Here is a 25,378-nt window from a genome sequence, read left to right on the forward strand (position 1 = left end):
TACGACCGATCGGTTAACAGCCGATAGCTCTACCACTGAGCTACTGCGGAATAATGAAGACAATTTGTATCTTATAAAAATTCTCATCGTAAGTCAAGAAGTTTTTTCACAACATCTTGCGCAAACGTGACATGTTTATAATATACTGGATTGCGTTTTCACTGTCAAGATGTTTTCACTACCAGTTTTAGTTGTCCTTTACACTTTCCACATACATATCTTTGTGTATTTATTTGACGTCTTCTTACATATTGAAAAGAACACCCCATACATTCATACATAGAAACTCTCGTTTCCTCCTCACTAATCATTCGTTTACAAAAACGTGGTGCACCTACTTTCTTTAATAACTCCCGAAAATCTCTATCTCGATGCTTATACCCTTTTCCTGTGATATGTAAGTGATAATGACAAAGTTCATGTTTAACAATCCCGACTAACTCTTCTTTTCCATATACTTCGTAATATCGATAATTCAATTCTATATTATGATTCTTCAATAGATAGCGCCCACCAGTTGTACGTAACCTACTATTAAACATCGCTTTATGTAAAAACGGCATTCCAAAGCATTGTAACGATACCTCTTCCACTAACCGCTGAATTTCTTGCTCATCCATTCTCATTCCTCCTAAACTAAAAAATATTTCCACACTTTTCTCCCTTCTTATACATATAGTAAATAGTACATATACCCATCCTCATTCAAGAAGCGTGATTTCTAAAAATGCAGCATTGCTAGAAATCCACTCACCAACCTCTCATCAAAGTTACTTTAACTAAAAGGAGCTACTTTTTTTGAGAGCAGGATTAAACAAGGAGGGATTCCTATGCCCACGTGGCTAAAGAAACAAATGCAACGTGCATATTTCGAGAAAAACCGGTATCAAATCAAGTTACTAAATGAATGCTGGTTTTATTATAGTAAAATACATCAAAGCTCATAATCAATTAAACTTTCCAGTTCATAAAAAGAGAGCAGTTTCATCTGCTCTCTTTTCTTACTATTCAATCGGTAACATTGATAATGCAACACGACCTTTTTTCGTATCAATATCATCTACCCATACCTTTACAATTTGTCCCACGGATACAATATCTAATGGATGCTTTACAAATTGTTTGCTTAGTTTAGAAATATGTACTAAACCATCTTGCTTCACACCAATATCAACAAAGGCACCGAAATCAACAACATTGCGGATCGTTCCCTCTAATTCCATACCACGCTTTAAATCTTCTAATTTTAAAATCCCCTTTTTCAAAAGTGGCTTTGGCAACTCATCCCTCATATCTCGCTCCGGGCTAATTAAAGCATCCATAATATCAACTAATGTCGGCTCACCAATCTCCGTCTCTTGAGATAATTTAGAAATATCTACTCCTTCGAAACTCTTTTGCAAGTTTGGTTTCCCCACATCATTCTTTGATAACCCTAAGCTCTTCAATAGCAATTCAACATTTTTATATTGTTCTGGATGAATCCCTGTGCGATCTAACGGATTCGCTCCTTCTAATATACGTAAAAACCCGATACATTGTTCATATGTTTTTGCACCTAAACGTGGGATTTTCTTTAATTCAGTACGCTTCGTGAATTTCCCATCTTCCTCACGCTTAGCTACAATGTTTTTCGCAACTGTTTTTGATAATCCCGAAACATATTGCAACAATGCAACTGAAGCTGTATTTACATTAACACCAACTCGGTTAACTGCTGTCTCTACTACAAATGTTAATGATTCATTTAATCTCTTTTGAGATACATCATGTTGATATTGTCCCACCCCAACAGATTTAGGGTCAATTTTCACAAGTTCTGCAAGTGGATCTTGTAGACGTCTCCCAATTGAAACAGCACTTCTTTCTTCAACCTGTAAATTTGGAAACTCCTCGCGAGCTACATCAGATGCTGAGTACACACTAGCACCCGCTTCATTTACAATAATGTAAAATACATCTCGCTCTACATTTTGTAATACATCTACTATAAATTCTTCCGTTTCCCTCGAAGCTGTACCATTTCCAATCGCTATCATTTCAACTTCATATTTATCTATAATTGAAATGATTTTCGTTTTTGCATCCTCATATTTACGAGCAGGCGGATGCGGATAAATAACATCTATGTGAAGAACTTTTCCTGTATCATCTACTACAGCTAATTTACAACCGGTTCTATATGCTGGATCTACCGCTAACACAACTTTCCCTTTCATCGGAGGTTGTAATAATAAATTACGTAAATTCTCAGAGAAAATATGAATCGCTTGTTCTTCGGCCGTTTCCATTAATTCTTTACGAATTTCTCTTTCTATTGAAGGTTGAATTAATCGCTTATATCCATCTTCCATCGCTAATTGTACATAATGCGCACTTTTAGAAGCTTCATCAAGAATCATTTTTTTATGTAAAAACTGAAGAATTTCTTCAATTGGCGTGATAACAGAAATTCTTAATACGTCTTCCTTTTCACCACGATTCATAGCTAGTACACGATGCGGCACTACTTTTTGCAACGGTTCTTCATAGCCATAATACATTTCATATATATTCTTTTCATCTTTTTCTTTATCTTTTACAGATGAAGACATAATCCCTTTTCGGAAAGTAGTATTGCGAATCCAACTACGATATGCCGCATTATCCGAAACAAGTTCCGCAATAATATCTTGCGCACCTTGCAACGCATCTTCTGCAGACGCCACTTCCTTTTCTGCATTAACAAATTCCATAGCCTTCTCTGCTGGATTTTCTTTTTTATATAATAATAGCCACTCAGCTAACGGTTCTAATCCCTTTTCTTTAGCAATTGTAGCTTTCGTTCTTCTTTTTTCTTTATATGGACGATATAAGTCTTCTACTTCTTGAAGTTTTGTTGCAGCAACAATATGACGACGCAACTCTTCGGTTAGTTTACCCTTTTCACCAATAAGACGAAGAACCTCTTCTTTCCTATCTTCTAGTTGCATCATATATTGCCATCTTTCTAAGATTGCACGAATTTGCACCTCATCAAGAGACCCTGTCCATTCTTTTCGGTAACGAGCGATAAATGGAACTGTGTTACCTTCTTCTGTTAATTGAATAACATGACGAACTTGCTTTTCTGTAAAGCCTAATTCTTTCACTAACATTTTCATTAACCCTTGTCGATTATCTACCATTTCCATATCCAACCGTAACCTCCTCTATAATAAAAAAAAGTTGCCCTGTAAAGAGAGCAACTTAAACTGCCGATTTAAAAATCTATTAGTCCTAAACTAATTTGTAACGCTTCATCTACACGACTCATCATCACTTCATCCAAATGAGTGATTTTGTCCGTTAAGCGTTGCTTATCGATTGTTCGAATCTGCTCAAGTAAAATAACAGAATCCCTCTCAAAACCGTACTTTTTCGCATCAATTTCCACATGAGTGGGTAATTTCGCTTTTTGAATCTGTGCAGTAATAGCCGCTACAATCACAGTCGGACTAAAACGATTTCCGATGTCATTTTGAATGACAAGAACCGGACGAACGCCTCCTTGCTCAGAACCAACAACTGGGGAAAGGTCTGCAAAATACACGTCGCCGCGTTTTACAATCAAAATATTACCCCCCGCTAACTAAGCGTTCTACTGTATGAGCTGCTTCATACTCTGCTAAGAAAGCTTCAGATGCAATACCAAGATTAATTTTTCCCATTTCAATGTACCCACGTCGCATTGATTCATGTTGGTAGCGTTTCTTCGTCTTATGTTGACGCAATAACAGTTGTGTTGCCTGGCAAATTAGTTCATGGCGATTCTTATTCTCTTGTTTTCCAATTCCGTCCAATTCCGTTACCATTTGCTTTGGCAACCGAACCACGATTTCAGTAGTTACACTTGATTCGGACACAAAAATACACCTCCACCGTCAACTACACACCCAAATATATATATGACACCTATTGTAATAATACCATTGTATGGAGCCTGTTGCAAAGACTTCCTTATTCCTTGCTTATGTTTTCCAATTCATAAATAAAACATTCATCTTCTTTTACTTTTTATCTCTTTCAAACAAGAAATAAAGCAATCCTTCAGTAATATTTCATTGCAACTTATATTAATAACAAGTATAAAAAGAAGCTCCCCAGCGAAAAAGAGCCTATTCTTTATTAGTGAAACTCCTCCAAATGACGAGATACTGAGTAATATTACCTTCTTCTATATATCGTTCAAATAATTGATTACTTCTACAACTTTACCGTGTCGTATAAATATTCTCGGTACACGGAAGCTTATCGTTGCAATAATTTCATAATTAATAGTCCCGGAATATTCAGCAACCTCGGTAGCACTAATATACTCATCACCTTGTCTCCCAATGAGTGTAACTTTCGTACCAAGTGGCACTTCACAAGGAAGATGTATCATGAATTGATCCATTGTCACTCGCCCTACAATCGGTACTCTTTCACCGTTTACAAGTACCTTAAACCCTTGCAATCTTCTAAGCCAGCCATCTCCATATCCAATTGCAACTGTCGCAATCCATTCTTCAGTTCTCGTTCGGTATGTGACATTATAACTAATCCCATCTCCTTTAATCACTTGCTTAATATGAGCAACTTTCGTGTGAAGTGACAACGCCGGTTCCAATTTAAATGGTAAAAAAGGACGTATTTCTACAGATGGGGATAATCCATACATCGCAATACCAATTCGCACCGCATTAAATGTAATCCCTTGAAACCTTAACGTTGCGGCACTATTGGCTGTATGGACAAATTTAGGATTCACTCCAAATTCTTTCAACCAACGTAACTGCTGCAAAAATGTATTATATTGCTTATCAAAGTAAGAAGTCTCAACCTCATCCGCTGTTGCAAAATGCGTATATACTCCTTCTAACTCTAAAAATGGCGCACCTTCTAAACTCTTTAAGAACCCTTTTAATTCTTTTCGTTCACGTATTCCGATTCTCCCCATACCACTATCAAAATTAATATGGAATTTCATTATTGATGAACCATCCCAGAGCTTTATCGCTTCTTCCACCCATTCTTTTTGAAAAACAGTTAATGCTACATCATTTTCAGCAGCTACATTTACATCACGGGGCGGGGAAGGACCTAATACTAAAATCGGTGCAGTAATACCAGCCCTCCGAAGCACTAAAGCTTCATCTAAAAAAGCAACTGCTAATCTTGTTGCTCCTGCTTCTAATGCAGTTTTAGCCACCGGTACATAATCGTGCCCATATGCATTCGCTTTAACTACAGCAAAAATCTCTACATCACTTGGAATGTACTCTTTAATATGTGTAACATTGTTATAGATCGCATCTAAATCCACTTCCACCCACGTGTCACGGTAAAACGGTGCTTCTTCCATAAATACACTTCCTTATACACGATATGCGAAGCTTATTCTTTTATATGCTTCTTTTATGAAATCCACCTTCAAACTAAGAAAAGACGTGGTGCACATATATCACCACGTCTAAGAAGTTTACTTCACCTGCTTCGCTGTAACCGAACGAGCAACCATCAACAACTCATTCGTCTCTAAACCTTTAGACACGAGCATATATTCTACTCCGTTATGTGACCACGTTACAGAGTCTTTCGTCAATGCACCAATCGTGAAACCAAGATCAACCGGCTCTCCACTTACACTTACCGCCGATGAGGCCTCTGCAACTTTTGACTTTTCTTGTATTAAAGTAAAGGATTTCTTACTTCCAGTGTATGTGAGTATTGCACGCTTGCCACTGTCTGTCTTCAACTCTTCTTCCTCTTTCAAAGTCATACCTTGCGGTGTATCACGTGGATACAAAATAGCAAACGGTTTGTCTTCTTTCGCTGCCGTCTGAACATCCACTTGTGCTCTAGACATATTTTGTTTCGTATCAAATGCACCTTTATCAAACTTTGCATCAAACTTTACTTTAGTGAAATCTACTTTTACAAGGACATTTTGATCATTATCCATCAGTTTCACAGAAACTGGTGTTAAATCACTTTTATTCAGCTTAATTTCTTGTTTCGGCAACATATTTTGATGTTGATAATTTGTTTTTGTTTTAAACACATAATACTTATCTGTTTTCTCGAAAGAGAGATTTTTCTTATCTTGCAAAATATCTCTTACAAGTGATTCATATAAATAAGCCTGGCTACTATTTTGCGGCCAATCACTTTGAAAACGGAAACTCTTATTAAGTGCCGGTGTTAATACAAATACACCTTCATCATTCCTTAAAATAATTTGACTCTGATCCTTTTTCGCATTCTGCAAATTCACACGATAATACGAAGGTTCTTTATGCCAAATTTCTACATTGTACTCTTGAGGTTCATTTCCTGTTTTAATAGATAATTTCGCTTCAGCTTGATAACTCTTCATACTTTTAACTTTCGTTTCTAAATCTCTCACAACATCTTCCTGTTTCTTTTCCATACAACCCGCCAACACAAAAACGGTCAATAAACCGACAAGAACTAAAAACAGACGCCTTTTCATCACTTCAGCCCCTTTGCCCCTATAAATGAATGGAAGATATGCCTTCCTTATCGCTACCTCAAATATATGAGACAAAGATATAAAATATGCAGACTAGCGTGACGAGCTTTCCAAAACAACTTGAGCAACGGCAAATTCTTTACTATGACTAATTGATAAATGAACAATATGCTCTGTATTTGTAATGATAATCGGCTTACCTCTATCATCATTCCTTACTTCAATATCTAAAAAACTCACTTCTTTCCCGATACCGGTCCCTACCGCTTTAGAATACGCCTCTTTTGCTGCAAATCTTCCAGCTACGAATTCTGTAAGACGACTTCCTTTCAGCCCCTCAGCAACACCACGTTCTCTTTCAGTTAAAATACGTTCCATAAATTTAAGCTTTCCATCTAGCATTTTTTCAATTCGATTTAACTCAATAATATCGATTCCAATCCCTACAATCATTTCAAAATCCCCTTCTTCTATTTAGCTTTCTTCATTCATATTGTAAGAATAACAGAGAATCTTTCTGATGCAAAAGGAGTGATACTAAAAACATGCTAATACCATCCACTCGCATTTCCTTACAACCGATTATCATTTCTTTACTTCTTATACAATTAGTCATGATTATATTGAGCGACTTTTCCCTCTTTCACCTGGCAGCCTACAATGAATATATCGCTAAAGGAGAATGGTGGCGTGTCATAACTTCCTTACTTGTACACGTAGACTTACAACATTTCCTTTCTAATAGTATTTGTTTATTCGTATTTGGTTCTTCCATCGAAAAACAACTAGGACACTTTTCTTTCATCATTATTTTTTTCCTTTCTGGCATTCTCGGGAATATTTCTTCTTATATTATTATGCCTCTTGAATATATTCACGCCGGAGCATCTGGTGGTATTTTCGGATTACTAGGCGCCCAATTATTTTTATTGTATAGTCGATATCGTTCTTCAAAACCAAGAGACATCGCTATTTTTTCAATAATGATACTTATATTACTACTATTTACTTTCTTTAATCCCTCTGCCAATCCTATAAGCCATTTAACAGGACTGATCATCGGCGGCATGTGCACCCCTTTTTTAACAAAAAAAAACGATGGCGCAGAGCTTATTTAATATAGAAGCTCGCACCATCGATAATTTCCACATCTGTTTGTTTACTTAACTCTCTCATTAGTTGAAATAAAGACTCGTCCTTTTTCTTCGCCTCAATCATACAATCAATTCGCGGAACACTCCCCTTTATCTTTTTCAAAAAAGATAAGAAAGTATCTACATCAATAAAATCTGCATGTGCTCTCGGGTTTTTTCCATCTCTAGGACTGGAGATGTGCATTTTAACCGGTAACAAAGACGATTCCCACGTATGTACAACACGCGCCCAATCTTCATGCCAATCTTCCTGGTCATTATTCATCATATGATGGTGCAAATCAAACACGACTGGAATGTCTAATTTCTCACCTAAATACAATGTTTCTTCTAAAGAAAAGGTCGTGTCATCATTTTCTAATATAATCATCTCTTGAATACCTCTTGGAACAGTTGACCAATTTTCTATAAAGCGTTCTAATGCAAGCTCCTTATCTTTATAACCTCCTCCCACATGTAATACACATCGTTGCTTATGTTCAATTCCCATACCCTTTAACAATTTTTTGTGCATCTGCAATGTCTTTACAGATTGTTTGAGAATACTCTCCTCAGGTGAATTTAGTACAACAAAGTGATCTGGATGGAAGTCAATTCGCATATTCATACGAATTGCATATTCACCTAATTCTTTCAGATTTTCTTTTAACGGACGAATATAGTTCCAATCTAACAACTCCTCATGATTCGCTAAAGGAATAAGCTTGGAACTAAGTCGAAAGAAAGATACATCATGCCCTTTATTATGTTTTAATAACCGTAAGCAATTTTCCAAATTCGAATTAGCGATTCTTTCAAGTTTACGAATCGCAGCCTCTCGATCATCAATCCGCTGAAACTGTGCATACGTCATCGTTTGAGATGGAGAAGCATTCTTCAAATGTACACTCATCGCAACATACCCAAGTCTTACAAGCATATAGCACCTCATTTCTATACGAGTTACTATGTAGTATGCACAATTACAGAAATAAAAAAAGAGAATGCCAGCAAAGGGCATTCTCTTTTTTATTAAGCTTGTGGACGGCTATGATGTTTTCTTTCGCCGCGTCCATTTGAAGATCCAGGGCGACCTTCACCTTTACGACCACGGTTGCCATCACGGCTACCAGCATCACGGCTACCGCCATCACGATTACGATCACGGTTACGACCATCGCCACTTCCGCTTCCACGTCCATCACGATTGCGATCACGGTTACGACCATCGCCACCGCCGCGTCCATCACGACTACGATTACGGTTACCATCACGGTATCCACTTCCGTTACCACCGCGTTTTTTAGAACCGCCACCGCCACCTCTTGAAACAACTGGTGGTTCTGATGTTAAAGCGATCGGAGTTGTATCCGGCTCTTTTGTCATCATTTTTAAAGCAGCAGCTACTACTGTTACAGAATCATTCTCTTCTAACATTTCTTCTGCAATACGCTTGTAGTATGATAAGTTATCATTTTCAATTGTGCTTTGAAGTTTTTCAGCGATTAAACGTTGTTGACCTTCTAACGCCTCGTCAAGTGTCGGTGCGTCCATACGATCAACTTTACGTTTTGTTGTACGCTCGATATTTTTTAATTGTCCTGATTCACGTGGTGTTACAAATAACATTGCAATACCTTTTTTACCGGCACGGCCAGTACGACCGATACGGTGAACGTATGATTCTGGATCTTGTGGGATATCGAAGTTGTATACGTGTGTTACGCCTGAAATATCAAGACCACGTGCAGCAACGTCTGTTGCAACAAGAACTTCAATAGTACCTTCTTTAAATTTACGTAATACAGACATACGCTTCGCTTGTGTTAAGTCACCGTGAATACCTTCTGCTGCATAACCACGTAAGTTTAATGCTTCTGATAATTCATCAACACGACGCTTTGTACGACCGAATATGATTGCAAGCTCTGGAGATTGAATATCTAGTAAGCGTGTTAACACGTCAAACTTTTTCTTTTCTTGCACTTCTAAATAGAACTGCTGAATGTTTGGCATTGTTACTTCTTTTGCTTTTACTTTAATGTGTTGAGGCTCAGTCATGAAACGCTCAGCAATACGACGGATTGGATCTGGCATTGTCGCTGAGAATAATAATGTTTGATGTGTTTCTGGCACATCTGTTAAAATCGCTTCAATATCTTCAATGAAGCCCATGTTTAACATTTCATCCGCTTCGTCAAGAACAACAGTCTCTACGTTTTGTAAGCGAAGTGTTTTACGGTTGATATGATCTAAAATACGACCCGGCGTACCTACAATAATGTGTGGGTGTTTTTTTAGAGCACGAATTTGGCGGTTAATATCTTGACCACCATAAATTGGTAGAATACGAACACGTTTATGTTTACCAATTTTGTATAGCTCTTCTCCAACTTGAATTGCTAATTCACGCGTTGGCGCGATAACAATACCTTGAACTGCTTCTTTATTTGTATCCACTTTATCTAATAGTGGTAATCCGAATGCTGCTGTTTTCCCTGTACCTGTTTGCGCTTGCCCAATAATATCCTTACCTTGCAATGCATGTGGAATTGTTTCAGCTTGAATCGGCGTAGCCTCTTCAAAGCCCATACTTTCAACAGATTGTAGTAAAGACTCACTTAATCCTAGTTCTCGAAATGTTGTCAATGTTACTTCTCCTTTTCTATCCTATACTTATCATTTAAAAAAAGGCGTTTTCCGAACTTGCGGAAAAGCCATTTTCCTGAATACTTACGTATATAACCGGGCGTATATTCTTCACGAAAATACTTCTAAACGTTATTACACTTTATCAATTATAAGTTTTGTAGGTGTAAAAAGCAAACCCCAACTGTTACCTTATTTCATATTCAGAGCTTTTTTCTTTACTTTTATTTTTTTATCGTTTACTGTAAGCGCTTATTATAAGTTTCCACTATTTTCGTGGCTATCATCCCTATTTATATACACCAATTATTTCAACATCGTAATTACTTCTTCTAATTTCATGCCGCGAGATGCTTTTACTAATACAACATCTTTCGTACCGACTACTGCTTGCAACTCTTTTATTAACTCTTCTTTACTATCATACGCTTTTACACGGTCTTTAGGGAAATTAATTTTTGCACCTTCAGCAATTTGAGCCCCTAATTTACCATATGTGAATACATATGAAATTTTTGCTGGATCAATTAATTTACCTACTTCATAATGAAATTGCACTTCTTGATTTCCAAGTTCTAACATATCACCAAGCACAACAATTTTTTTAGCAAATCCATCTAAACCATTCATTAGGTGGAACGCAGCTTCCATAGCTGTTGGACTAGCATTATAAGCATCATTGATAATTGTTAAACCACTATCTGTTTTTACAATTTCCATACGCATACCTGTCATTTGAAGTGTTACTAAACCTTGTTTCATTTCTTCCCACGTTACACCAAAATGTTTTGCAATTGCCATTGAAGCAAGCGTATTATATACATTATGCTTTCCTAGTACTGGCAAATAGAATGACGAAGTTTCATCCCTGTTCATCTTAAAGTGTGTCCCAGTAGCCTGCAATGTTACAGTAGTTGGATAGTAATCATTTGCTCTCGCATCACCAAATGTAACTGTTTCAGCTGCTAAATTCATTTCTGGAACACGATTCGTTAATAGCGGCTCATCTCCATTATATACGAACACGCCACCCTTTTGTAAACCTGTAACAATTTCTAACTTCGCTTCAGCAATCGCCTCACGAGAGCCTAAATCCATTAAGTGCGCCTCACCAATGTTCGTGATAATAGCTGCATTAGGGCGAGCTAACTTAGATAGAAATTCAATTTCTCCTCGGCTTGACATGCCCATTTCTAATACAGCTACTTCTGTATTTTCCTCTAAATTTAAAATAGTAAGAGGTAAACCGATGTGGTTGTTGAAATTACCTTCTGTTTTTTGAACTTTAAATTTAGTCGCAAGAATACTTGTTACAATATCTTTCGTAGATGTTTTACCATTACTACCCGTTACACCAATAACTTTTACATCCAATTGATCACGATAGTTTTTCGCTAACATTTGCAATGCTGCTAGTGTATCTTCTACAAAAATAACCGGAAGATTTTCAGGTGGGTTTTCTACATCTTTCATCCATAATGTAGCAATCGCCCCATTTTCAACAGCTTTGTCTACAAAAGCATGTCCATCGAAACGTTCACCTTGAATTGGAACATATAAATTTCCATTTTCAATTTTCCTCGTATCAATAGACACTCCTTGTATAGTAATTCCCTCATACCGCTCTGCTAATCCAGTACCATTTATCATCTGCTCTACTTGTTTTAACGTTCGATTTATCATGAAAACACTCCTTACATAGAGGAAGCACTATTCCTTCGAATAGTGCTTCCTCCTTTTTTGTTAGATTGTATATTTAATTTTTTGTTTTTCTTCGTGACGCTCAATCGCTAAGCGAATTAGCTCTTCAATTAATTCCGGATACGGTAACCCTGTATGTTGCCATAATAGAGGGAACATACTAAACGGCGTGAATCCTGGCATTGTGTTTACTTCGTTAATATATACTTCTCCATCTTTCGTTAAGAAGAAATCAGCTCGTGTTAAGCCCGAACCATCTAATGATTGGAATGCGATAATTGCATCTCGTTTAATTACATTAGACTCTTCCTCTGTCATTTCAGCTGGAATAATTAACGCTGTATCACCATCGATGTATTTCGATTTGTAATCATAAAAATCTTTTTTCGGTACAATTTCACCTACAACTGAACATTTCGGCTCATCATTACCTAATACACCAACTTCTACTTCACGACCTACAATATTTTCTTCCACAATAATTTTACGGTCAAATTGGAATGCCTCTTCGAATGCATTCTCAAGCTCTTCACGATCATTACACTTATTAATACCAACACTTGAACCAAGATTTGCTGGTTTTACGAAGCAAGGATATCCTAATACTTCTTCTACTTTTTCATACGCTGTTTCACGATCTTTTTCCCATGCGCTACGAATGAAAGATGCATATTTCGCTTGTTTCAATCCAGCTTCTGCAAAGATATTTTTCATAACAACTTTATCCATACCAGCAGATGATGCTAATACACCGTTACCTACATATGGAATGTTTAGTAATTCTAATAACCCTTGTACTGTTCCATCTTCACCATTCGGTCCATGTAATAATGGGAAAATAACATCAATTGCATCTTCTTGTTTAGAAGTTGCAGTTGGGATAATTTCTGTACTTAATGATACAGGAGAGATTGTATTCTCTTCCCCACTCATTTGTAATGCCTCAACATTTGTTACTTCGCCTTCAATACGCTCTCCACGCATCCATTGGCCTTGTTCTGTAATATAAATTGGATGAATCTCGAATTTATCTTGATTTAATGCTTTAATAGCAGCAAGAGCCGTTTGTAACGAAACTTGATGCTCAGCTGATTTTCCACCGTATAATAAACCTAATTTAATTTTTGTCACTGAAATCACCCTAACCAATTGTTTTCATTTTTCTATTTTAGCACTTTTTATAAAAATAGGTAGTTCCTATTTGAAATAAAATGTAACTTCCACAAATAATTAAAAGACACCAATTATTGGTTTTCTACACTTTTTCTCTTTAATTTCTACACACCTAAACAAAATTAAACTTTAAAGCAAAATTGCTATCTAATCTAGTTATGTACCTAAAATATGTAGAAATCCACTTTGTGTGTATGTCATCTATATTACCCTACCATTTGTGGAGGGTGAAAAAACATTGATTAAAGTTTCATTTTATTAAGAAGACTGTTTTGTAGGCGTATCTTTTTGCCTCTGCTCAACAAGACGATCTAAAGAAACATATACAAAGCCTGCAACTACACACCCTACACTTAAAATTGTAAATAAGTAGTGACCAAGCAAACGATCCAATAGAAAACCACCAAGAAGTGGACCGAATGCACTTCCTGTAATCCACTGCAAACTCGCCGCCCCCATATAGGTTCCTCTCAAATGCTCAGGGGCCAAATTCGCTACAAACGTCATCTGTACAGGCGACATAATCATCTCGCCTAACGTATATATGGCATAAACAAACATTAACGTCATTAAAATAATTGTAGCATTTGTATCATATTCTCCAAACCACTTCGGTAACCATCCTATAAAAAACAAACCAATTCCGAACAAACACGCACCGTATAGCATCGTCTTTCCAACAGGTTTATCTGTCGCCCATTTTGAAATTTGAAATTGAAATAAAACAACTAATAGACCATTTAATGCCATTAAATATGGGTATGGATTGTTGACTCCAAAAATATCCTTCATTTCGTTATCAAAGTGAAGCGGTAACATGCCTTCTGTTTGAGAAAACCCCATAGAAATAATGATCCCCGCTAACAAATAAATCATTAACGCCTTATCTCTCATTAAAATTTTCCAAACTGCTCCGGATTCCTTCTCTTTATTTTTTTCCGTCATATCCGTAATTTTTGGCATTGTTTCTTTAATAAGTACTAACACTAGTAGCGCATAAAACAACATAGCGGATGAAGCAATAATAAACACGAGGTTCTTTGATAAAACAACTACTGATGCTCCCATTATCGGTCCAATTGCAGCACCAATATTGTGTCCCATTCGCAATAAACCATATGCTTCTGTTCTTTTTTCTGGCGCCGTCACATCTGCAACCATCGCTGATGCTGCTGGATGAAATAAAGAATTACTTAACCCTAAAAAAATAGATAAAATAGCGTATGGAATAAATCCTTCGATAAATAAAAAACCGAGCATTAATAACGCATTACTCGCCATTGAAAATATCATAATTGGCTTTCTTCCATATATATCAGCTATTCTTCCGCCTATAAGCGAGCCAAAGCTTGCAGCAATTGGAGAAAGCGCCATAATAATCCCAACTTGTAATAAAGAATCTACCTTATCTTTTAAATATAGTGCAAAAAAAGGCATTAACATCATCATCGCAATTCCGTTCAAAGTCTCACCGATAAATCGAATCCATACGTTACGATCCATCTCTCTTAGCTCACGCCATGTATTTTTCACATTTTCACCCCTTTAGTTCGCCAACAATTATCTTATAATACATTCAGAAAAATGTAAATTTTCAAAATAAAAATCCATCCTAACAGAATTAGAATGGATTTTTCCATTTATAAATTTGCTACATCTTCTTCTTTTTTACTATTATTTAAAACACTACGCTTTCTACTATAGGCGAAATAAACTACTATACCGATAACCATCCAAACACCAAAACTAATCCAAGCTGTCGCTGATAATTGAAGCATCAAATATAAGCAAAAGATAACTGTTAATGCTGGTAAAAATGGTACGAGCGGCGCCTTAAACGCCCTTGGTAAATCAGGATGAGTTCGTCTCATCACAATGACAGCAACAGCTACAAGTGCAAATGCTGACAAAGTTCCCATATTTACAAGATGTGCTAAAACATTTAAATCTATTAATCCTGAAATAAGTGCTGCAATAATACCTGTTGTCCATGTATTTAAAAATGGTGTTTTAAATTTCGGATGAACTTTAGCAAGACGCTTCGGTAACAATCCATCTCTGCTCATTGCATATGAAACACGAACTTGCCCATACATCATAACTAGCATTACAGTTGTAATTCCTGTAATTGCTCCTACTGATATCACTCCCGCCAAACTATCTTGTCCAATAAATTGAAGTGCGAAAGCAACTGGATCTGATATATTCAACTGACCGTATGGAACAATCCCTGTCAAAATAAGTGAAACAACAATGTAAAGAACCGTACAAACTAGTAACGATGCAATAATTCCAATCGGCAAATCGCGTTGCGGGCGCTTCACTTCTTCTGCGGCTGTTGATACAGCATCAAATCCAATGAATGCGAAGAAAACTGTAGCTGCTCCAGCCATTACACCATCTAACCCAAATGGCATAAAAGGTGTCCAATTTTCAGGTTTTACATAATTAAATCCGGCGAAGATAAAAATGAGAACAACTGCTAGTTTAATAAATACCATTATATTATTTACACGTGCACTTTCACGAACACCTCTAGATAAAAGAACTGTCATAACTAGAATAATTAGAACTGCAGGTAAATCAATTATTCCACCCTTTCCAGTACCAGGGGCCGAGGAGAGAATGGTCGGAATATGAATCCCAAATCCCTTTAATAACGATTGAAAATACGCTGACCATCCATTAGCTACAGCAGATGTGGCTAATAAATACTCGAGCATTAAATCCCATCCAATTAAGAATGCAAATACTTCTCCCATCGTCGCATACGTGTACGTGTAAACACTCCCTGAGACAGGAACTGAAGAAGCAAATTCAGCGTAACAAAATGCAGCAAAGGCACAAGCTAATGCAGCTATAGCAAATGATAATATAATAGCTGGTCCAGAATGTTTCGCTGCTACAACGCCAGTAAGAACAAAAATACCAGTTCCAACAATTGCTCCGATTCCAAGCATTGTTAAATCAAGTGCCCCTAACGTTCTCGATAATGTCTTTTGTTTACTTTCTTGCAGTAACGTTGAAATCGGCTTCTTTTGAAAAATTTGCTTCATACTGTGCTCCTCCATGATTTTAGTTTTCTGAAAATTTAATTTACTTTTTTCATTTTACCCACGGCATGTTTTTTAGTCAATACTTTTGTCGAAATAAACAGAAAACTATCGAGATACATACTATACTCTTATCATCCTTTCGATAAAAAGATTCAGACAATCATATCTATATATATTTTCATAACTTTTTTTGGTATTATTATACATGTCGATTCCATAAAAGAGGCATGCTCCCGTAGTGAGCATGCCTCTTTTTACTTATTTCACAGTATATGAACCCTCTTCAATCCAGCTATACATATATTTTTCATCTTCCGTCTCATGTGCTTGTTTTACAATACGAAGCGGACGGAATGTATCTATCATAACAGCCAGTTCAAGTGTCTCTTTCTTCCCTATACTCGCTTCTGTTTTCCCTGGATGTGGCCCATGCGGGATCCCGCTTGGATGAAGCGTAATAGAACCTTCTTCTACACCTTTTCGGCTCATAAAATTACCTTCTACATAGTACAGTACCTCATCACTATTCACATTACTATGATAATATGGTGCCGGAATAGATTCTGGATGATAATCGTATAAACGCGGTACGAAAGAGCAAATGACGAAATTATGCCCTTCGAATGTTTGATGTACTGGTGGTGGCTGATGAATACGACCTGTAATTGGTTCAAAATCCTCCACATTAAAGACCCACGGATATAAATACCCATCCCACCCAACAACATCTAACGGATGGTGCCCTAACACATGCTTGTGCATATAACCTCTCGACTTTGTCATTACGACAAACTCACCTTTTTCATCATATGTCTCCAATTTCTCCGGTCCACGCATATCTCTTTCACAAAACGGACTATGTTCTAACAATTGCCCATATTCATTGCGATAGCGACTTGGTGTTGTAATTTGGCTATTTGCCTCTACAACAAGAAACTTAGTCTCTCCCTCATCTGGAATAACACGATAAATCGTTCCAATTGGAATTGTTACATAATCACCTTTTCTATAGTGAATCGTTCCAAACATCGTTTCAATTTTTCCTGTTCCATAATGAACAAATAACATTTCATCGCCATCACCATTACGGTAAAAATAATCCATTTTTTCTGTTGGACTCACTACTCCAATTAATAAATCCTCATTCCCAAGCATAAAGTTTCTTCCGCTTACTGCATCACCAGTTTTTTTATTTTCTTTCGTACGGAAGTGGCGATGAGCAAGAAGGGCATCCTCTTCATACTGTAACTGACAAGAATGCGATAATGCCGCGTGCCCTACTTCTGTTGGCATATAATGATGATACAAAATAGACTGGGTACCAGAGAAACCTTTTGTCCCCATTACCTGCTCACGATAAAGCGATCCATCTTTTTTACGAAATTGTACATGTCGTTTATGAGGTAGCTCCCCCATGTGACGATAAAACATGCCCATCACCTGCTTTCATGTCTTTTTTGACCGTATTACGTAACGTACCTAAACCAGTAATCGACAGCTCTACAACATCTCCATCTTGTAGCCACTCTTCTGTACCAAGTTCTAAAATACATCCTGTTCCTACTGTCCCAGAACCAATCACATCTCCTGGATATAACGTAACGTCTTCCGAAGCACGTTCAATCATTTCAGCAAATGTATAGTAAATATCTTGGAAGTTTCCCTTTGATAATATCTTTCCATTTACATGAGCAGTCATCTCTAAATCATAACTATCACCGTTACGATAAACGTCTAATTCCTCTTTCGTAACGAGATACGCTCCTAATGAAGTTGCAAAATCTTTTCCTTTCGCTGGACCGAGTCCCACTTTCATTTCTGTTGCTTGTAAATCCCTTGCACTCCAGTCGTTCATAATGCAGTAACCAAAAATATATTCCTCTGCTTGTTCACGAGAAATGTTTCGTCCCTCTTTCCCAATTACGCAAGCAATCTCTAACTCATAATCAAGCTTTTTAGACTTCTTCGGACCAATAACAAAATCATCTGGACCAATAACAGCACGGTGGTTCGTAAAATAAAAAACCGGGATATCATACCATTCAGGTACAACATCTAGCCCTCTTCTCCCGCGAGCTGTTTTTACATGCTGCTCAAATGCATAAAAATCTCGAATGCTACTCGGATTAGGAATTGCCGCTGCTAATTGAACTTCCTCTAAGGAATATATACCCTTTTCAGGATTCTTAATATTACGCAATACTTCTACATACTCATCTGCTTTCTCTAAAAAGGCGAACATAGAAGAAGGTAATTGTCCATCACTCGCAAGATTCATATCGATTACTTTGTCACCTTCAAGCCATCCAGCTCGCATTTCTTTCGATGGGAGACGAAATGTAACAAATTTCATCGTGATTCCTCCCTATGAAAATGAAATTTCCACCAACAAAGGAACTCTTGCTGGTGGATACAAATTTTATAAATTTCCGCGACGCTCTTGTTCTCTTTCAATTGATTCGAATAAAGCTTTAAAGTTCCCTTCGCCAAATCCACGAGAACCTTTACGTTGGATGATTTCAATAAATAGAGTTGGACGATCTACAATTGGTTTCGTAAAGATTTGTAATAAATAACCTTCTTCGTCACGGTCTACTAGAATCTTCAATTCTTTTAATCTATCAATTTCTTCATCAATTTTCCCAACACGTGCAGTTAACTCATCGTAATACGTATCTGGCGTATCTAAAAACTCCACGCCATTCGCACGAAGCACTTCAATTGTTTTTACAATGTCACTTGTTAATAAAGCAAGATGCTGTACACCCGCTCCGTTATAGAACTCTAGATATTCTTGAATTTGTGACTTTCTTTTTCCGTCTGCTGGTTCATTAATTGGAAACTTAATACGGCTTCCATTCGTCATAACTTTTGACATTAATGCCGAATACTCTGTGCTAATATCGTCATCATCAAAGTGAATCATTTGTTTAAATCCCATGACGTTCTCATAATAACTAACCCATTCTTCCATTTTCTCAACGTTACCAACGACATGGTCTACAGCAATTAAACCGGATTCTTCAAATGGAATATTGAACTCTACCTTTTGAAATCCTGGCATGAATGTTCCTTTATAATTTTTACGCTCTACAAGCGTATGAATTGTATCACCATACGTACCAATAACCGCTTTCTTCAAGGTACCGTCCTCATCTGTTAACTCTTCAGGAGGAGCAATCGCAACAGCGCCACGTTTTACAGCTTCAGAGTATGCTTTATCAACGTCATCAACAAGTAAAGCTACATCTTTCACTCCATCACCATGAGTCTTTACAAACTCTGCAATACGGCTATCGCTACTTAAAGCTCCAGACACAACAAAACGCATATTTTTTTGCACAAGAACATAAGATACCTTTTCACGGTTTCCTGTTTCTAATCCAGAATAAGCAACAATTTTGAATCCAAACGCTCTCGCAAGATAATAACTTGATTGCTTTGCATTCCCTACGTAAAATTCCAAATGATCTACATCACGTACCGGAAAAAAGTCCTCCATTTGTGCAGCTAGCGTATCCATAGATTTTTGTTTCATAATATCTTCATCCCCCTGTAAATAGATTAAATAGTCCATACTTAAAACCAACCGAAAACGCTTCCAACATCAATTAATAGAAATTAGTTAGCAAGCTAACAATTTCCGACCTTTAAAATTTTCTATCTTTTCTGTCAAATTCCTCTTTTTTTCTTACATATAAAATTCGACTTTTTTCTCTTTAAAGTAAGGGGAAAATATTAATACTTGAAGGTATATATGAGAGGAAAACAAAAAAGACTCCAACATATTAACTACTTACTAATACGTTAGAGTCTTTATTTTTTTTGAATGATTGTATTTATATTTTTCATACTAATATATTTGCAAGGAATAGAATAAATGATGTTAATATTACCGCTCCGCCTAATGATCCTAATAAATCTGTTTTTGTTACTTGTAACACTTGTTCACTGTTCATATTCCTCATTCTCCTTTCATTTTGTACAATTTAAAACTTTTATTATACTAATACGCTTGATAGAAATACGATTAATGCTGTTAATACTACTGCTCCGCTTGCTGATCCTAAGAAATCACCTTTTGTTACTTGTAATACTTGCTCTTTCATATCTTTCATTCTCCCTTCATTTATCTTTTGTTACAAAACTTCTATTATACTAATACGCTTGATAGAAATACGATTAATGCTGTTAATACTACTGCTCCGCTTGCTGATCCTAAGAAATCACCTTTTGTTACTTGTAATACTTGCTCTTTCATATCTTTCATTCTCCCTTCATTTATCTTTTGTTACAAAATTTCTATTATACTAATACACTTGATAGAAATACGATTAATGCTGTTAATACTACCGCTCCACTTGCTGATCCTACGAAGTCACCTTTTGTTACTTGTAATACTTGCTCTTTCATATCTTTCATTCTCCTTTCATTTATCTTTTGTTACAAAACTTCTATTATACTAATACGCTTGATAGAAATACGATTAATGCTGTTAATACTACCGCTCCACTTGCTGATCCTACGAAGTCACCTTTTGTTACTTGTAATACTTGCTCTTTCATATCTTTCATTCTCCTTTCATTTATCTTTTGTTACAAAACTTCTATTATACTAATACGCTTGATAGAAATACGATTAATGCTGTTAATACTACCGCTCCACTTGCTGATCCTACGAAGTCACCTTTTGTTACTTGTAATACTTGCTCTTTCATATCTTTCATTCTCCTTTCATTTATCTTTTGTTACAAAACTTCTATTATACTAATACGCTTGATAGAAATACGATTAATGCTGTTAATACTACTGCTCCGCTTGCTGATCCTAAGAAGTCACCTTTTGTTACGTTTAATACTTGCTCGTTGTTCATATCATTCATTCTCCTTTTTTATAAGTTATCTATATGTAATTACTAAGAAATGATTAGTTCATAGTTTTCATGTTAACGTTACATTGAAATTAATTACGTAACGTTTGTAACACTAATGTAACATAACTATTATTACGTTGCAATATAATTACGTAAATTTTATTACACTTTTTTTACGTTTTTTTAAATAAATACTCAAAAACCTTGTTTTAATGCGTTTTCTACTACAATCACATTTGTAACACTAGTGTAACATTAAGGTCATAAAGCGAAATATAATATTATTCGTCTCTATTTTGTTAAAAACCAAAGTGAAACTTTAATCAACGAGAGTTCCATTCCCTACTAATTATTCCCCTCACCAATCGCACTTTTACTAGAAATTAATGCGGGATAAAATACTATCTTTCCAAGATAAGTTTATATGTTTCCTCTATATAACTATGTATAATGGAAACAAAGAGGTGGTCATTTTGAAATTAATCGCACTAGATATGGATGGTACACTACTATCATCTAATCTTGAAATCTCCAAAGAGAACTTACAAGCTATCCAAACCGCAAAAGAGGCTGGTCATATTGTAATGATTTGTTCTGGCCGCGCGAAAGAGGATGCTTTGAAATTATTGGAAGAATATAAACTATCTCTTCCAGTTGGAGCAAGCAATGGGGCAATTGTTTATGTGGACGGAAAAGTAATTAACTCGCGTTGTTTACAAAATGATAAAGTATACAAGCTTGCAAAATTACTAGAATCTGAAGGTTTTCCATATAAGTTGTACACAAATAAAGGGGTTTACTCTCCTTATACATGGCAAGATCAAGTTATGCAGGCATTCGAAGAAAATAAACATACACTAGATGTTACACTTGAGGAACTTGAAAGAATTACAGAAAAACAAAAGAAATCAAACTTAATTACTGATTTCCAAAAAATCGAAGATGTCGTAAATAATCCAGAATTAGAAATATCTAAATTCTTCATTTTAACATTTAATGCTGCTCATCGTTCACAGCTATTACAAACTTTACAAGAAGATACGGACATTTCAGTTACGGCATCAGCTCCTACTAATGTAGAAATTATGGATAAGCATGGCCATAAAGGCAATGGTTTGCAAGAAATGGCAGCTTATTTCAATATACCAATTGAAGATACTGTTGCAATCGGCGATAACTTTAATGATGTGCCAATGTTACAAGTAGCTGGCTTATCAGTTGCAATGGGAAATGCTGAAGAAGACGTAAAAAAATTATGTGACGTTGTTACATTAACAAATAATGAAAACGGTGTTGCTCATGCAATTGAGCAATTTGTATTAAAACAAACTTCATCTAGTAAATAAAGTTCAACTTTAATCAGAGGCGGGGTAAAAAAAGGACTCTTTCATATTTTGAAAGAGTCCTTTTCTTTTACACATGATGACAAGCAACAAAATGATCTTCACCCACATTACGAAATTCTGGTACATTCTTTTTACAAATATCTGTAGCAAAGGGGCAACGTGTATGAAAACGGCAACCTGATGGTGGATTTGCAGGACTTGGAATATCCCCTTCTAGAATAATCCGTTCTCGCTTAACCGTTGGATCCGGTATTGGCACTGCTGATAACAATGCTTTTGTATATGGATGAAGCGGATTCGCAAATAACTCATCACGTGGTGCTGTTTCCACAATAGTTCCTAAATACATAATTCCAATTTTCGTACATAAGTGCTCCACAACACTTAAATCATGTGAAATGAATAAATAGGATAATCCCTTTTTCTCCTGTAATTCACTAAACAAATTAATGATTTGCGCTTGAATAGATACATCTAATGCCGCAACAGGCTCATCAGCTACAATAAATTCTGGATCTAATACCATCACCCTTGCAATAACGATACGTTGACGTTGCCCACCGGAAAACTCATGAGGGTACCGGTCAATATGATACGGCGCTAAACCACATAACTCCAATACTTCTATCACCTTTGCACGGACATTTTCTTTCGTCGCTAGTCCGTGAGCCAACATTGGCTCACCAAGCGCTTCTCCAATTCTCATTCTTGGATTTAATGAGCTAAATGGATCTTGAAAGACGAGCTGCATATTAGGACGATGCTTTCTCAGCTCTTCTTTTGATAAAGCATGAACATCTTGACCTTTAAATTTCACTTCGCCTTCTGTTTTTTGAACGAGACGGAGAATTGTTTTTCCTATCGTCGTTTTCCCACTTCCAGACTCTCCTACAAGGCCAAACACTTCTCCTTTATCAATTGTAAAGCTTACCCCATCTACCGCTTTCACATGTCCAATCGTTCTACTAAATACGCCGCCCTTAATCGGAAAATACGTTTTTAAGTTCTTCACTTCTAATAATGGTTCACTCATTGCCCAGCACGCTCCTCATATAACCAACAAGCTACTTTATGATCCTCGTCATGCACATTAAGATTTGGCGCTTCATTTTTGCATATTTCCATGCAATGTTCACAGCGACCACTAAAGTAGCAAAACTCATCTAAGCCAACTAAATTTGGAACTTGCCCTGGAATAGAATAAAGTTTATCTGTTCGTTTCCCCATTACTGGTTTTGATTTTAGCAACCCTTGCGTATATGGATGTTTCGGATTTTGAAATATCTCTAGTACCGGTGCCTCTTCAATAACTTTTCCACCATACATAACGACAACATAATCGGCCATTTCTGCTACAACACCTAGATCATGTGTAATTAATAAAATCGATGTTTTAAATTCCTCTTTTACTTGCCTTAGTAAATCTAATATTTGCGCTTGAATCGTAACGTCCAGAGCTGTTGTCGGTTCATCTGCAATTAATAACTTTGGATTACAACTAAGTGCAATAGCAATCATAATACGTTGTAACATGCCACCGCTTAATTCGTGCGGATAAGAATGGACAATTTCATCAGCACGAGCAATACCAACTTTACGAATTAATTCAATTGCTTTTTTGTATGCTTCGTTTTTGCTAAGTAGTTCATGCTCTCTTAACGTCTCAACAATTTGCTCTCCAACAGTAAAGACCGGATTAAGTGATGTCATCGGTTCCTGGAAAATCATCGCGATATCATTTCCTCTTAAACTACGAAGTTCTTTCTCTTTCATTCCTAAAAGACTTTTTCCTTCATAAAGAATATCACCACCAACGATGCCACCAGATTCAGCAATAAGTCCCATAATAGATAAAGCCGTTACACTTTTCCCGCAACCTGATTCGCCTACTACACAAACTGTTTCACCTTCTCGAACTGAAAAGCTAACATGGTTGACGGCCTTTACTGTACCTTCTTCCGTCTGAAAGTGTGTTTGTAAATCCTTTAGCTCTACTACTGCTCTACTCATGCTTTCTCACCTACCGCTTCATCTTTGGGTCTAATGCATCACGAAGTGCATCGCCAAGTAAATTAATTGATACAACTGTTATAAAGATTGCAAAACCAGGTGGTATCCATAACCACGGACGCTTTTGGAAATCGATTAATGAGTTTGCTGCACTAATCATATTTCCCCACGATGGTGTAGGCGGGACAACGCCAAGTCCTAGGTAACTTAGTGCAGACTCTCCTAAAATAGAACCTGCAACACCTAATGTGGATACAACAATTAATATCGGCAGAACATTTGGGATTAAATGATATACAATTTTCCGGTAATCGTTTATCCCGAGTACATCAGCAGCTTGCATAAACGATTGTTCTCGCAGCGATAAAATTTGACCTCGTACGAGGCGTGCAAGTCCTGGCCAACCTACTAAACTTAAAATGATCATAATGACATAAAGACGATAATCAGATGGTACTTTCCATTCTGATAAAATAGCTCCCATTATAATAAGTAACGGTAATCCTGGCATCGACATTAAAATATCCGCGAGACGCATTATAATATTATCGACGATACCACGGTAGAAACCTGCAATCGCTCCTAATAAAGCACCTAGTATAACGGATAACACCATTGAGGCTAAGCCAATTGTTAATGAAATCCGTCCTGCTTGCATAAGCCTCGTTAAAATGTCTCTTCCTAATTGATCTGTGCCAAGCCAATGAGAAAAACTAGGTGGTTTGTTAATTAACGTAACTTGTATTTTTCCTGATGCATACGGTGAAAAGAATGGACCAATAAAACAAAATAAAAACATAAAAACTAATGCGTAAAATCCTATAAGTGCCATTTTATTTTTCTTTATCCTTTTAAAAGCTTGCCTCCACGGCGATGATCCATTCCTTCTTTTCTTTTTTTCTTTTTTTTCCGTAGTTGCTGTAACAGTTTCCATCTCTTTCC

29 protein-coding genes are annotated in these 25,378 nt (G+C 36.6%); 3 read left to right on the forward strand and 26 right to left on the reverse strand.

Features of this window, described 5'->3' with window-relative positions; genetic code table 11:
- Window positions 1-164 precede the first annotated feature (164 nt).
- Entirely contained in the window at window positions 165-620 is a 456-nt protein-coding gene (locus CQ058_RS21950) for a SprT family protein (protein ID WP_016095131.1), read from the reverse strand.
- 210 nt (window positions 621-830) lie between these two features.
- Here CQ058_RS21950 and cmpA point away from each other — a divergent pair, with 210 nt between their 5' ends.
- A complete protein-coding gene (gene cmpA / locus CQ058_RS21955; RefSeq protein WP_001143642.1) occupies window positions 831-947 on the forward strand; it encodes a cortex morphogenetic protein CmpA in 117 nt (38 codons plus the stop codon).
- A 57-nt stretch (window positions 948-1,004) separates the two neighbouring features.
- On the opposite strand, the gene CQ058_RS21960 is transcribed toward cmpA, so the two are convergent.
- The 6 genes from CQ058_RS21960 to acpS all read right to left on the reverse strand — a co-directional run bounded on the left by CQ058_RS21960 (window position 1,005) and on the right by acpS (window position 6,949).
- Entirely contained in the window at window positions 1,005-3,173 is a 2,169-nt protein-coding gene (locus CQ058_RS21960) for a Tex family protein (protein WP_002124824.1), read from the reverse strand.
- A 68-nt stretch (window positions 3,174-3,241) separates the two neighbouring features.
- Entirely contained in the window at window positions 3,242-3,592 is a 351-nt protein-coding gene (ndoA, locus tag CQ058_RS21965; RefSeq protein ID WP_000635965.1) for a type II toxin-antitoxin system endoribonuclease NdoA, read from the reverse strand.
- 4 nt (window positions 3,593-3,596) lie between these two features.
- The gene (locus tag CQ058_RS21970; RefSeq protein WP_000004570.1) at window positions 3,597-3,884 is read right to left on the reverse strand and encodes an antitoxin EndoAI; all 288 of its coding nucleotides are present in this window, start codon (window positions 3,882-3,884) and stop codon (window positions 3,597-3,599) included.
- Between the two features lie 311 nt (window positions 3,885-4,195).
- Window positions 4,196-5,365 carry an alanine racemase gene (alr, locus tag CQ058_RS21975; protein WP_002124821.1) on the reverse strand — a complete coding sequence of 390 codons (1,170 nt, stop codon included), beginning with the start codon at window positions 5,363-5,365 and terminating at the stop codon, window positions 4,196-4,198.
- Window positions 5,366-5,482: 117 nt separating this feature from the next.
- Window positions 5,483-6,433 (reverse strand): LolA family protein, encoded by a 951-nt coding sequence (locus CQ058_RS21980; protein ID WP_002124820.1) that lies wholly within the window; start codon window positions 6,431-6,433, stop codon window positions 5,483-5,485.
- A 156-nt stretch (window positions 6,434-6,589) separates the two neighbouring features.
- Complete coding sequence (acpS, locus tag CQ058_RS21985; protein WP_002009969.1) at window positions 6,590-6,949, reverse strand: holo-ACP synthase; 360 nt, start codon at window positions 6,947-6,949, stop codon at window positions 6,590-6,592.
- 92 nt (window positions 6,950-7,041) lie between these two features.
- On the opposite strand from acpS, the gene CQ058_RS21990 reads away from it, so the two are divergent.
- Window positions 7,042-7,614 (forward strand): rhomboid family intramembrane serine protease, encoded by a 573-nt coding sequence (locus CQ058_RS21990; RefSeq protein WP_002167128.1) that lies wholly within the window; start codon window positions 7,042-7,044, stop codon window positions 7,612-7,614.
- Here the strand turns inward: CQ058_RS21990 and uvsE are convergent.
- The 16 genes from uvsE to CQ058_RS22070 all read right to left on the reverse strand — a co-directional run bounded on the left by uvsE (window position 7,607) and on the right by CQ058_RS22070 (window position 21,080).
- Window positions 7,607-8,569 carry a UV DNA damage repair endonuclease UvsE gene (gene uvsE, locus CQ058_RS21995; protein ID WP_105589983.1) on the reverse strand — a complete coding sequence of 321 codons (963 nt, stop codon included), beginning with the start codon at window positions 8,567-8,569 and terminating at the stop codon, window positions 7,607-7,609. The two genes, CQ058_RS21990 and uvsE, sit on opposite strands and share 8 nt — an antisense overlap.
- Before the next feature lie 92 nt (window positions 8,570-8,661).
- A complete protein-coding gene (gene cshA, locus CQ058_RS22000) occupies window positions 8,662-10,278 on the reverse strand; it encodes a degradosome RNA helicase CshA (RefSeq protein ID WP_002063522.1) in 1,617 nt (538 codons plus the stop codon).
- 306 nt (window positions 10,279-10,584) lie between these two features.
- The gene (gene murF / locus CQ058_RS22005) at window positions 10,585-11,961 is read right to left on the reverse strand and encodes a UDP-N-acetylmuramoyl-tripeptide--D-alanyl-D-alanine ligase (protein WP_002124813.1); all 1,377 of its coding nucleotides are present in this window, start codon (window positions 11,959-11,961) and stop codon (window positions 10,585-10,587) included.
- A gap of 60 nt (window positions 11,962-12,021) precedes the next feature.
- On the reverse strand, window positions 12,022-13,110 hold the full coding sequence (locus CQ058_RS22010; protein WP_002009961.1) for a D-alanine--D-alanine ligase: 1,089 nt from the start codon (window positions 13,108-13,110) through the stop codon (window positions 12,022-12,024).
- Window positions 13,111-13,410: 300 nt separating this feature from the next.
- On the reverse strand, window positions 13,411-14,685 hold the full coding sequence (locus CQ058_RS22015; RefSeq protein ID WP_002124811.1) for an MDR family MFS transporter: 1,275 nt from the start codon (window positions 14,683-14,685) through the stop codon (window positions 13,411-13,413).
- 107 nt (window positions 14,686-14,792) lie between these two features.
- The gene (gene bcaP, locus CQ058_RS22020) at window positions 14,793-16,208 is read right to left on the reverse strand and encodes a branched-chain amino acid transporter BcaP (protein ID WP_002124809.1); all 1,416 of its coding nucleotides are present in this window, start codon (window positions 16,206-16,208) and stop codon (window positions 14,793-14,795) included.
- A gap of 258 nt (window positions 16,209-16,466) precedes the next feature.
- Window positions 16,467-17,639 carry a homogentisate 1,2-dioxygenase gene (locus tag CQ058_RS22025; RefSeq protein ID WP_002140161.1) on the reverse strand — a complete coding sequence of 391 codons (1,173 nt, stop codon included), beginning with the start codon at window positions 17,637-17,639 and terminating at the stop codon, window positions 16,467-16,469.
- Complete coding sequence (locus tag CQ058_RS22030) at window positions 17,605-18,561, reverse strand: fumarylacetoacetate hydrolase family protein (RefSeq protein ID WP_105589984.1); 957 nt, start codon at window positions 18,559-18,561, stop codon at window positions 17,605-17,607. Before CQ058_RS22030 ends, CQ058_RS22025 begins: the two co-directional genes overlap by 35 nt.
- A 66-nt stretch (window positions 18,562-18,627) precedes the next feature.
- Entirely contained in the window at window positions 18,628-19,746 is a 1,119-nt protein-coding gene (hppD, locus tag CQ058_RS22035) for a 4-hydroxyphenylpyruvate dioxygenase (protein ID WP_000810917.1), read from the reverse strand.
- 310 nt (window positions 19,747-20,056) lie between these two features.
- Window positions 20,057-20,167 carry a DUF3948 family protein gene (locus CQ058_RS22040; RefSeq protein WP_001083697.1) on the reverse strand — a complete coding sequence of 37 codons (111 nt, stop codon included), beginning with the start codon at window positions 20,165-20,167 and terminating at the stop codon, window positions 20,057-20,059.
- 42 nt (window positions 20,168-20,209) lie between these two features.
- Window positions 20,210-20,317 (reverse strand): DUF3948 family protein, encoded by a 108-nt coding sequence (locus CQ058_RS22045; protein WP_002130820.1) that lies wholly within the window; start codon window positions 20,315-20,317, stop codon window positions 20,210-20,212.
- A 44-nt stretch (window positions 20,318-20,361) separates the two neighbouring features.
- Window positions 20,362-20,478 carry a DUF3948 family protein gene (locus tag CQ058_RS22050; protein WP_002029425.1) on the reverse strand — a complete coding sequence of 39 codons (117 nt, stop codon included), beginning with the start codon at window positions 20,476-20,478 and terminating at the stop codon, window positions 20,362-20,364.
- A 35-nt stretch (window positions 20,479-20,513) separates the two neighbouring features.
- Window positions 20,514-20,630, reverse strand: coding sequence for a DUF3948 family protein (locus CQ058_RS22055; protein ID WP_000654250.1), 117 nt, complete (start codon window positions 20,628-20,630; stop codon window positions 20,514-20,516).
- Window positions 20,631-20,665: 35 nt separating this feature from the next.
- Window positions 20,666-20,773: a DUF3948 family protein gene (locus CQ058_RS22060; RefSeq protein WP_000664237.1), complete on the reverse strand. Its 108-nt coding sequence runs from the start codon at window positions 20,771-20,773 to the stop codon at window positions 20,666-20,668.
- Window positions 20,774-20,817: 44 nt separating this feature from the next.
- Complete coding sequence (locus tag CQ058_RS22065; protein ID WP_000654250.1) at window positions 20,818-20,934, reverse strand: DUF3948 family protein; 117 nt, start codon at window positions 20,932-20,934, stop codon at window positions 20,818-20,820.
- 35 nt (window positions 20,935-20,969) lie between these two features.
- The gene (locus CQ058_RS22070; protein ID WP_001058532.1) at window positions 20,970-21,080 is read right to left on the reverse strand and encodes a DUF3948 family protein; all 111 of its coding nucleotides are present in this window, start codon (window positions 21,078-21,080) and stop codon (window positions 20,970-20,972) included.
- 473 nt (window positions 21,081-21,553) lie between these two features.
- Between CQ058_RS22070 and CQ058_RS22075 the strand changes: the two genes are divergently transcribed.
- Entirely contained in the window at window positions 21,554-22,426 is an 873-nt protein-coding gene (locus tag CQ058_RS22075) for a Cof-type HAD-IIB family hydrolase (RefSeq protein WP_002091393.1), read from the forward strand.
- A 67-nt stretch (window positions 22,427-22,493) separates the two neighbouring features.
- On the opposite strand, the gene CQ058_RS22080 is transcribed toward CQ058_RS22075, so the two are convergent.
- Genes CQ058_RS22080 through opp4C form a run of 3 tightly spaced genes read right to left on the reverse strand, consistent with a single transcriptional unit; the run spans window position 22,494 to window position 25,370 of the window.
- Entirely contained in the window at window positions 22,494-23,459 is a 966-nt protein-coding gene (locus tag CQ058_RS22080) for an ABC transporter ATP-binding protein (RefSeq protein ID WP_105589985.1), read from the reverse strand.
- Window positions 23,456-24,436, reverse strand: coding sequence for an ABC transporter ATP-binding protein (locus tag CQ058_RS22085; protein ID WP_002091396.1), 981 nt, complete (start codon window positions 24,434-24,436; stop codon window positions 23,456-23,458). The genes CQ058_RS22080 and CQ058_RS22085 overlap by 4 nt, the downstream gene beginning before the upstream one ends.
- A 10-nt stretch (window positions 24,437-24,446) precedes the next feature.
- A complete protein-coding gene (gene opp4C / locus CQ058_RS22090) occupies window positions 24,447-25,370 on the reverse strand; it encodes an oligopeptide ABC transporter permease (RefSeq protein WP_002191741.1) in 924 nt (307 codons plus the stop codon).
- Between the last annotated feature and the right edge of the window lie 8 nt (window positions 25,371-25,378).

Origin of the sequence: Bacillus sp. MYb56 (assembly GCF_002976445.1) — a bacterium.
Taxonomy (GTDB): Bacteria; Bacillota; Bacilli; order Bacillales; family Bacillaceae_G; genus Bacillus_A; species Bacillus_A mycoides.

Coding starts and splice junctions, on each gene's coding strand:
- CQ058_RS21950 (WP_016095131.1), bottom strand. CDS start 620: ATGGATGAGCAAGAAATTCAGCGGTTAGTGGAAGAGGTATCGTTACAA.
- cmpA (WP_001143642.1), top strand. CDS start 831: ATGCCCACGTGGCTAAAGAAACAAATGCAACGTGCATATTTCGAGAAA.
- CQ058_RS21960 (WP_002124824.1), bottom strand. CDS start 3,173: ATGGAAATGGTAGATAATCGACAAGGGTTAATGAAAATGTTAGTGAAA.
- alr (WP_002124821.1), bottom strand. CDS start 5,365: ATGGAAGAAGCACCGTTTTACCGTGACACGTGGGTGGAAGTGGATTTA.
- CQ058_RS21980 (WP_002124820.1), bottom strand. CDS start 6,433: ATGGAAAAGAAACAGGAAGATGTTGTGAGAGATTTAGAAACGAAAGTT.
- acpS (WP_002009969.1), bottom strand. CDS start 6,949: ATGATTGTAGGGATTGGAATCGATATTATTGAGTTAAATCGAATTGAA.
- CQ058_RS21990 (WP_002167128.1), top strand. CDS start 7,042: ATGCTAATACCATCCACTCGCATTTCCTTACAACCGATTATCATTTCT.
- uvsE (WP_105589983.1), bottom strand. CDS start 8,569: ATGCTTGTAAGACTTGGGTATGTTGCGATGAGTGTACATTTGAAGAAT.
- murF (WP_002124813.1), bottom strand. CDS start 11,961: ATGATAAATCGAACGTTAAAACAAGTAGAGCAGATGATAAATGGTACT.
- bcaP (WP_002124809.1), bottom strand. CDS start 16,208: ATGAAGCAAATTTTTCAAAAGAAGCCGATTTCAACGTTACTGCAAGAA.
- CQ058_RS22025 (WP_002140161.1), bottom strand. CDS start 17,639: ATGTTTTATCGTCACATGGGGGAGCTACCTCATAAACGACATGTACAA.
- CQ058_RS22030 (WP_105589984.1), bottom strand. CDS start 18,561: ATGAAATTTGTTACATTTCGTCTCCCATCGAAAGAAATGCGAGCTGGA.
- hppD (WP_000810917.1), bottom strand. CDS start 19,746: ATGAAACAAAAATCTATGGATACGCTAGCTGCACAAATGGAGGACTTT.
- CQ058_RS22040 (WP_001083697.1), bottom strand. CDS start 20,167: ATGAACAGTGAACAAGTGTTACAAGTAACAAAAACAGATTTATTAGGA.
- CQ058_RS22045 (WP_002130820.1), bottom strand. CDS start 20,317: ATGAAAGAGCAAGTATTACAAGTAACAAAAGGTGATTTCTTAGGATCA.
- CQ058_RS22050 (WP_002029425.1), bottom strand. CDS start 20,478: ATGAAAGATATGAAAGAGCAAGTATTACAAGTAACAAAAGGTGATTTC.
- CQ058_RS22055 (WP_000654250.1), bottom strand. CDS start 20,630: ATGAAAGATATGAAAGAGCAAGTATTACAAGTAACAAAAGGTGACTTC.
- CQ058_RS22060 (WP_000664237.1), bottom strand. CDS start 20,773: ATGAAAGAGCAAGTATTACAAGTAACAAAAGGTGACTTCGTAGGATCA.
- CQ058_RS22065 (WP_000654250.1), bottom strand. CDS start 20,934: ATGAAAGATATGAAAGAGCAAGTATTACAAGTAACAAAAGGTGACTTC.
- CQ058_RS22070 (WP_001058532.1), bottom strand. CDS start 21,080: ATGAACAACGAGCAAGTATTAAACGTAACAAAAGGTGACTTCTTAGGA.
- CQ058_RS22080 (WP_105589985.1), bottom strand. CDS start 23,459: ATGAGTGAACCATTATTAGAAGTGAAGAACTTAAAAACGTATTTTCCG.
- CQ058_RS22085 (WP_002091396.1), bottom strand. CDS start 24,436: ATGAGTAGAGCAGTAGTAGAGCTAAAGGATTTACAAACACACTTTCAG.
- opp4C (WP_002191741.1), bottom strand. CDS start 25,370: ATGGAAACTGTTACAGCAACTACGGAAAAAAAAGAAAAAAAGAAAAGA.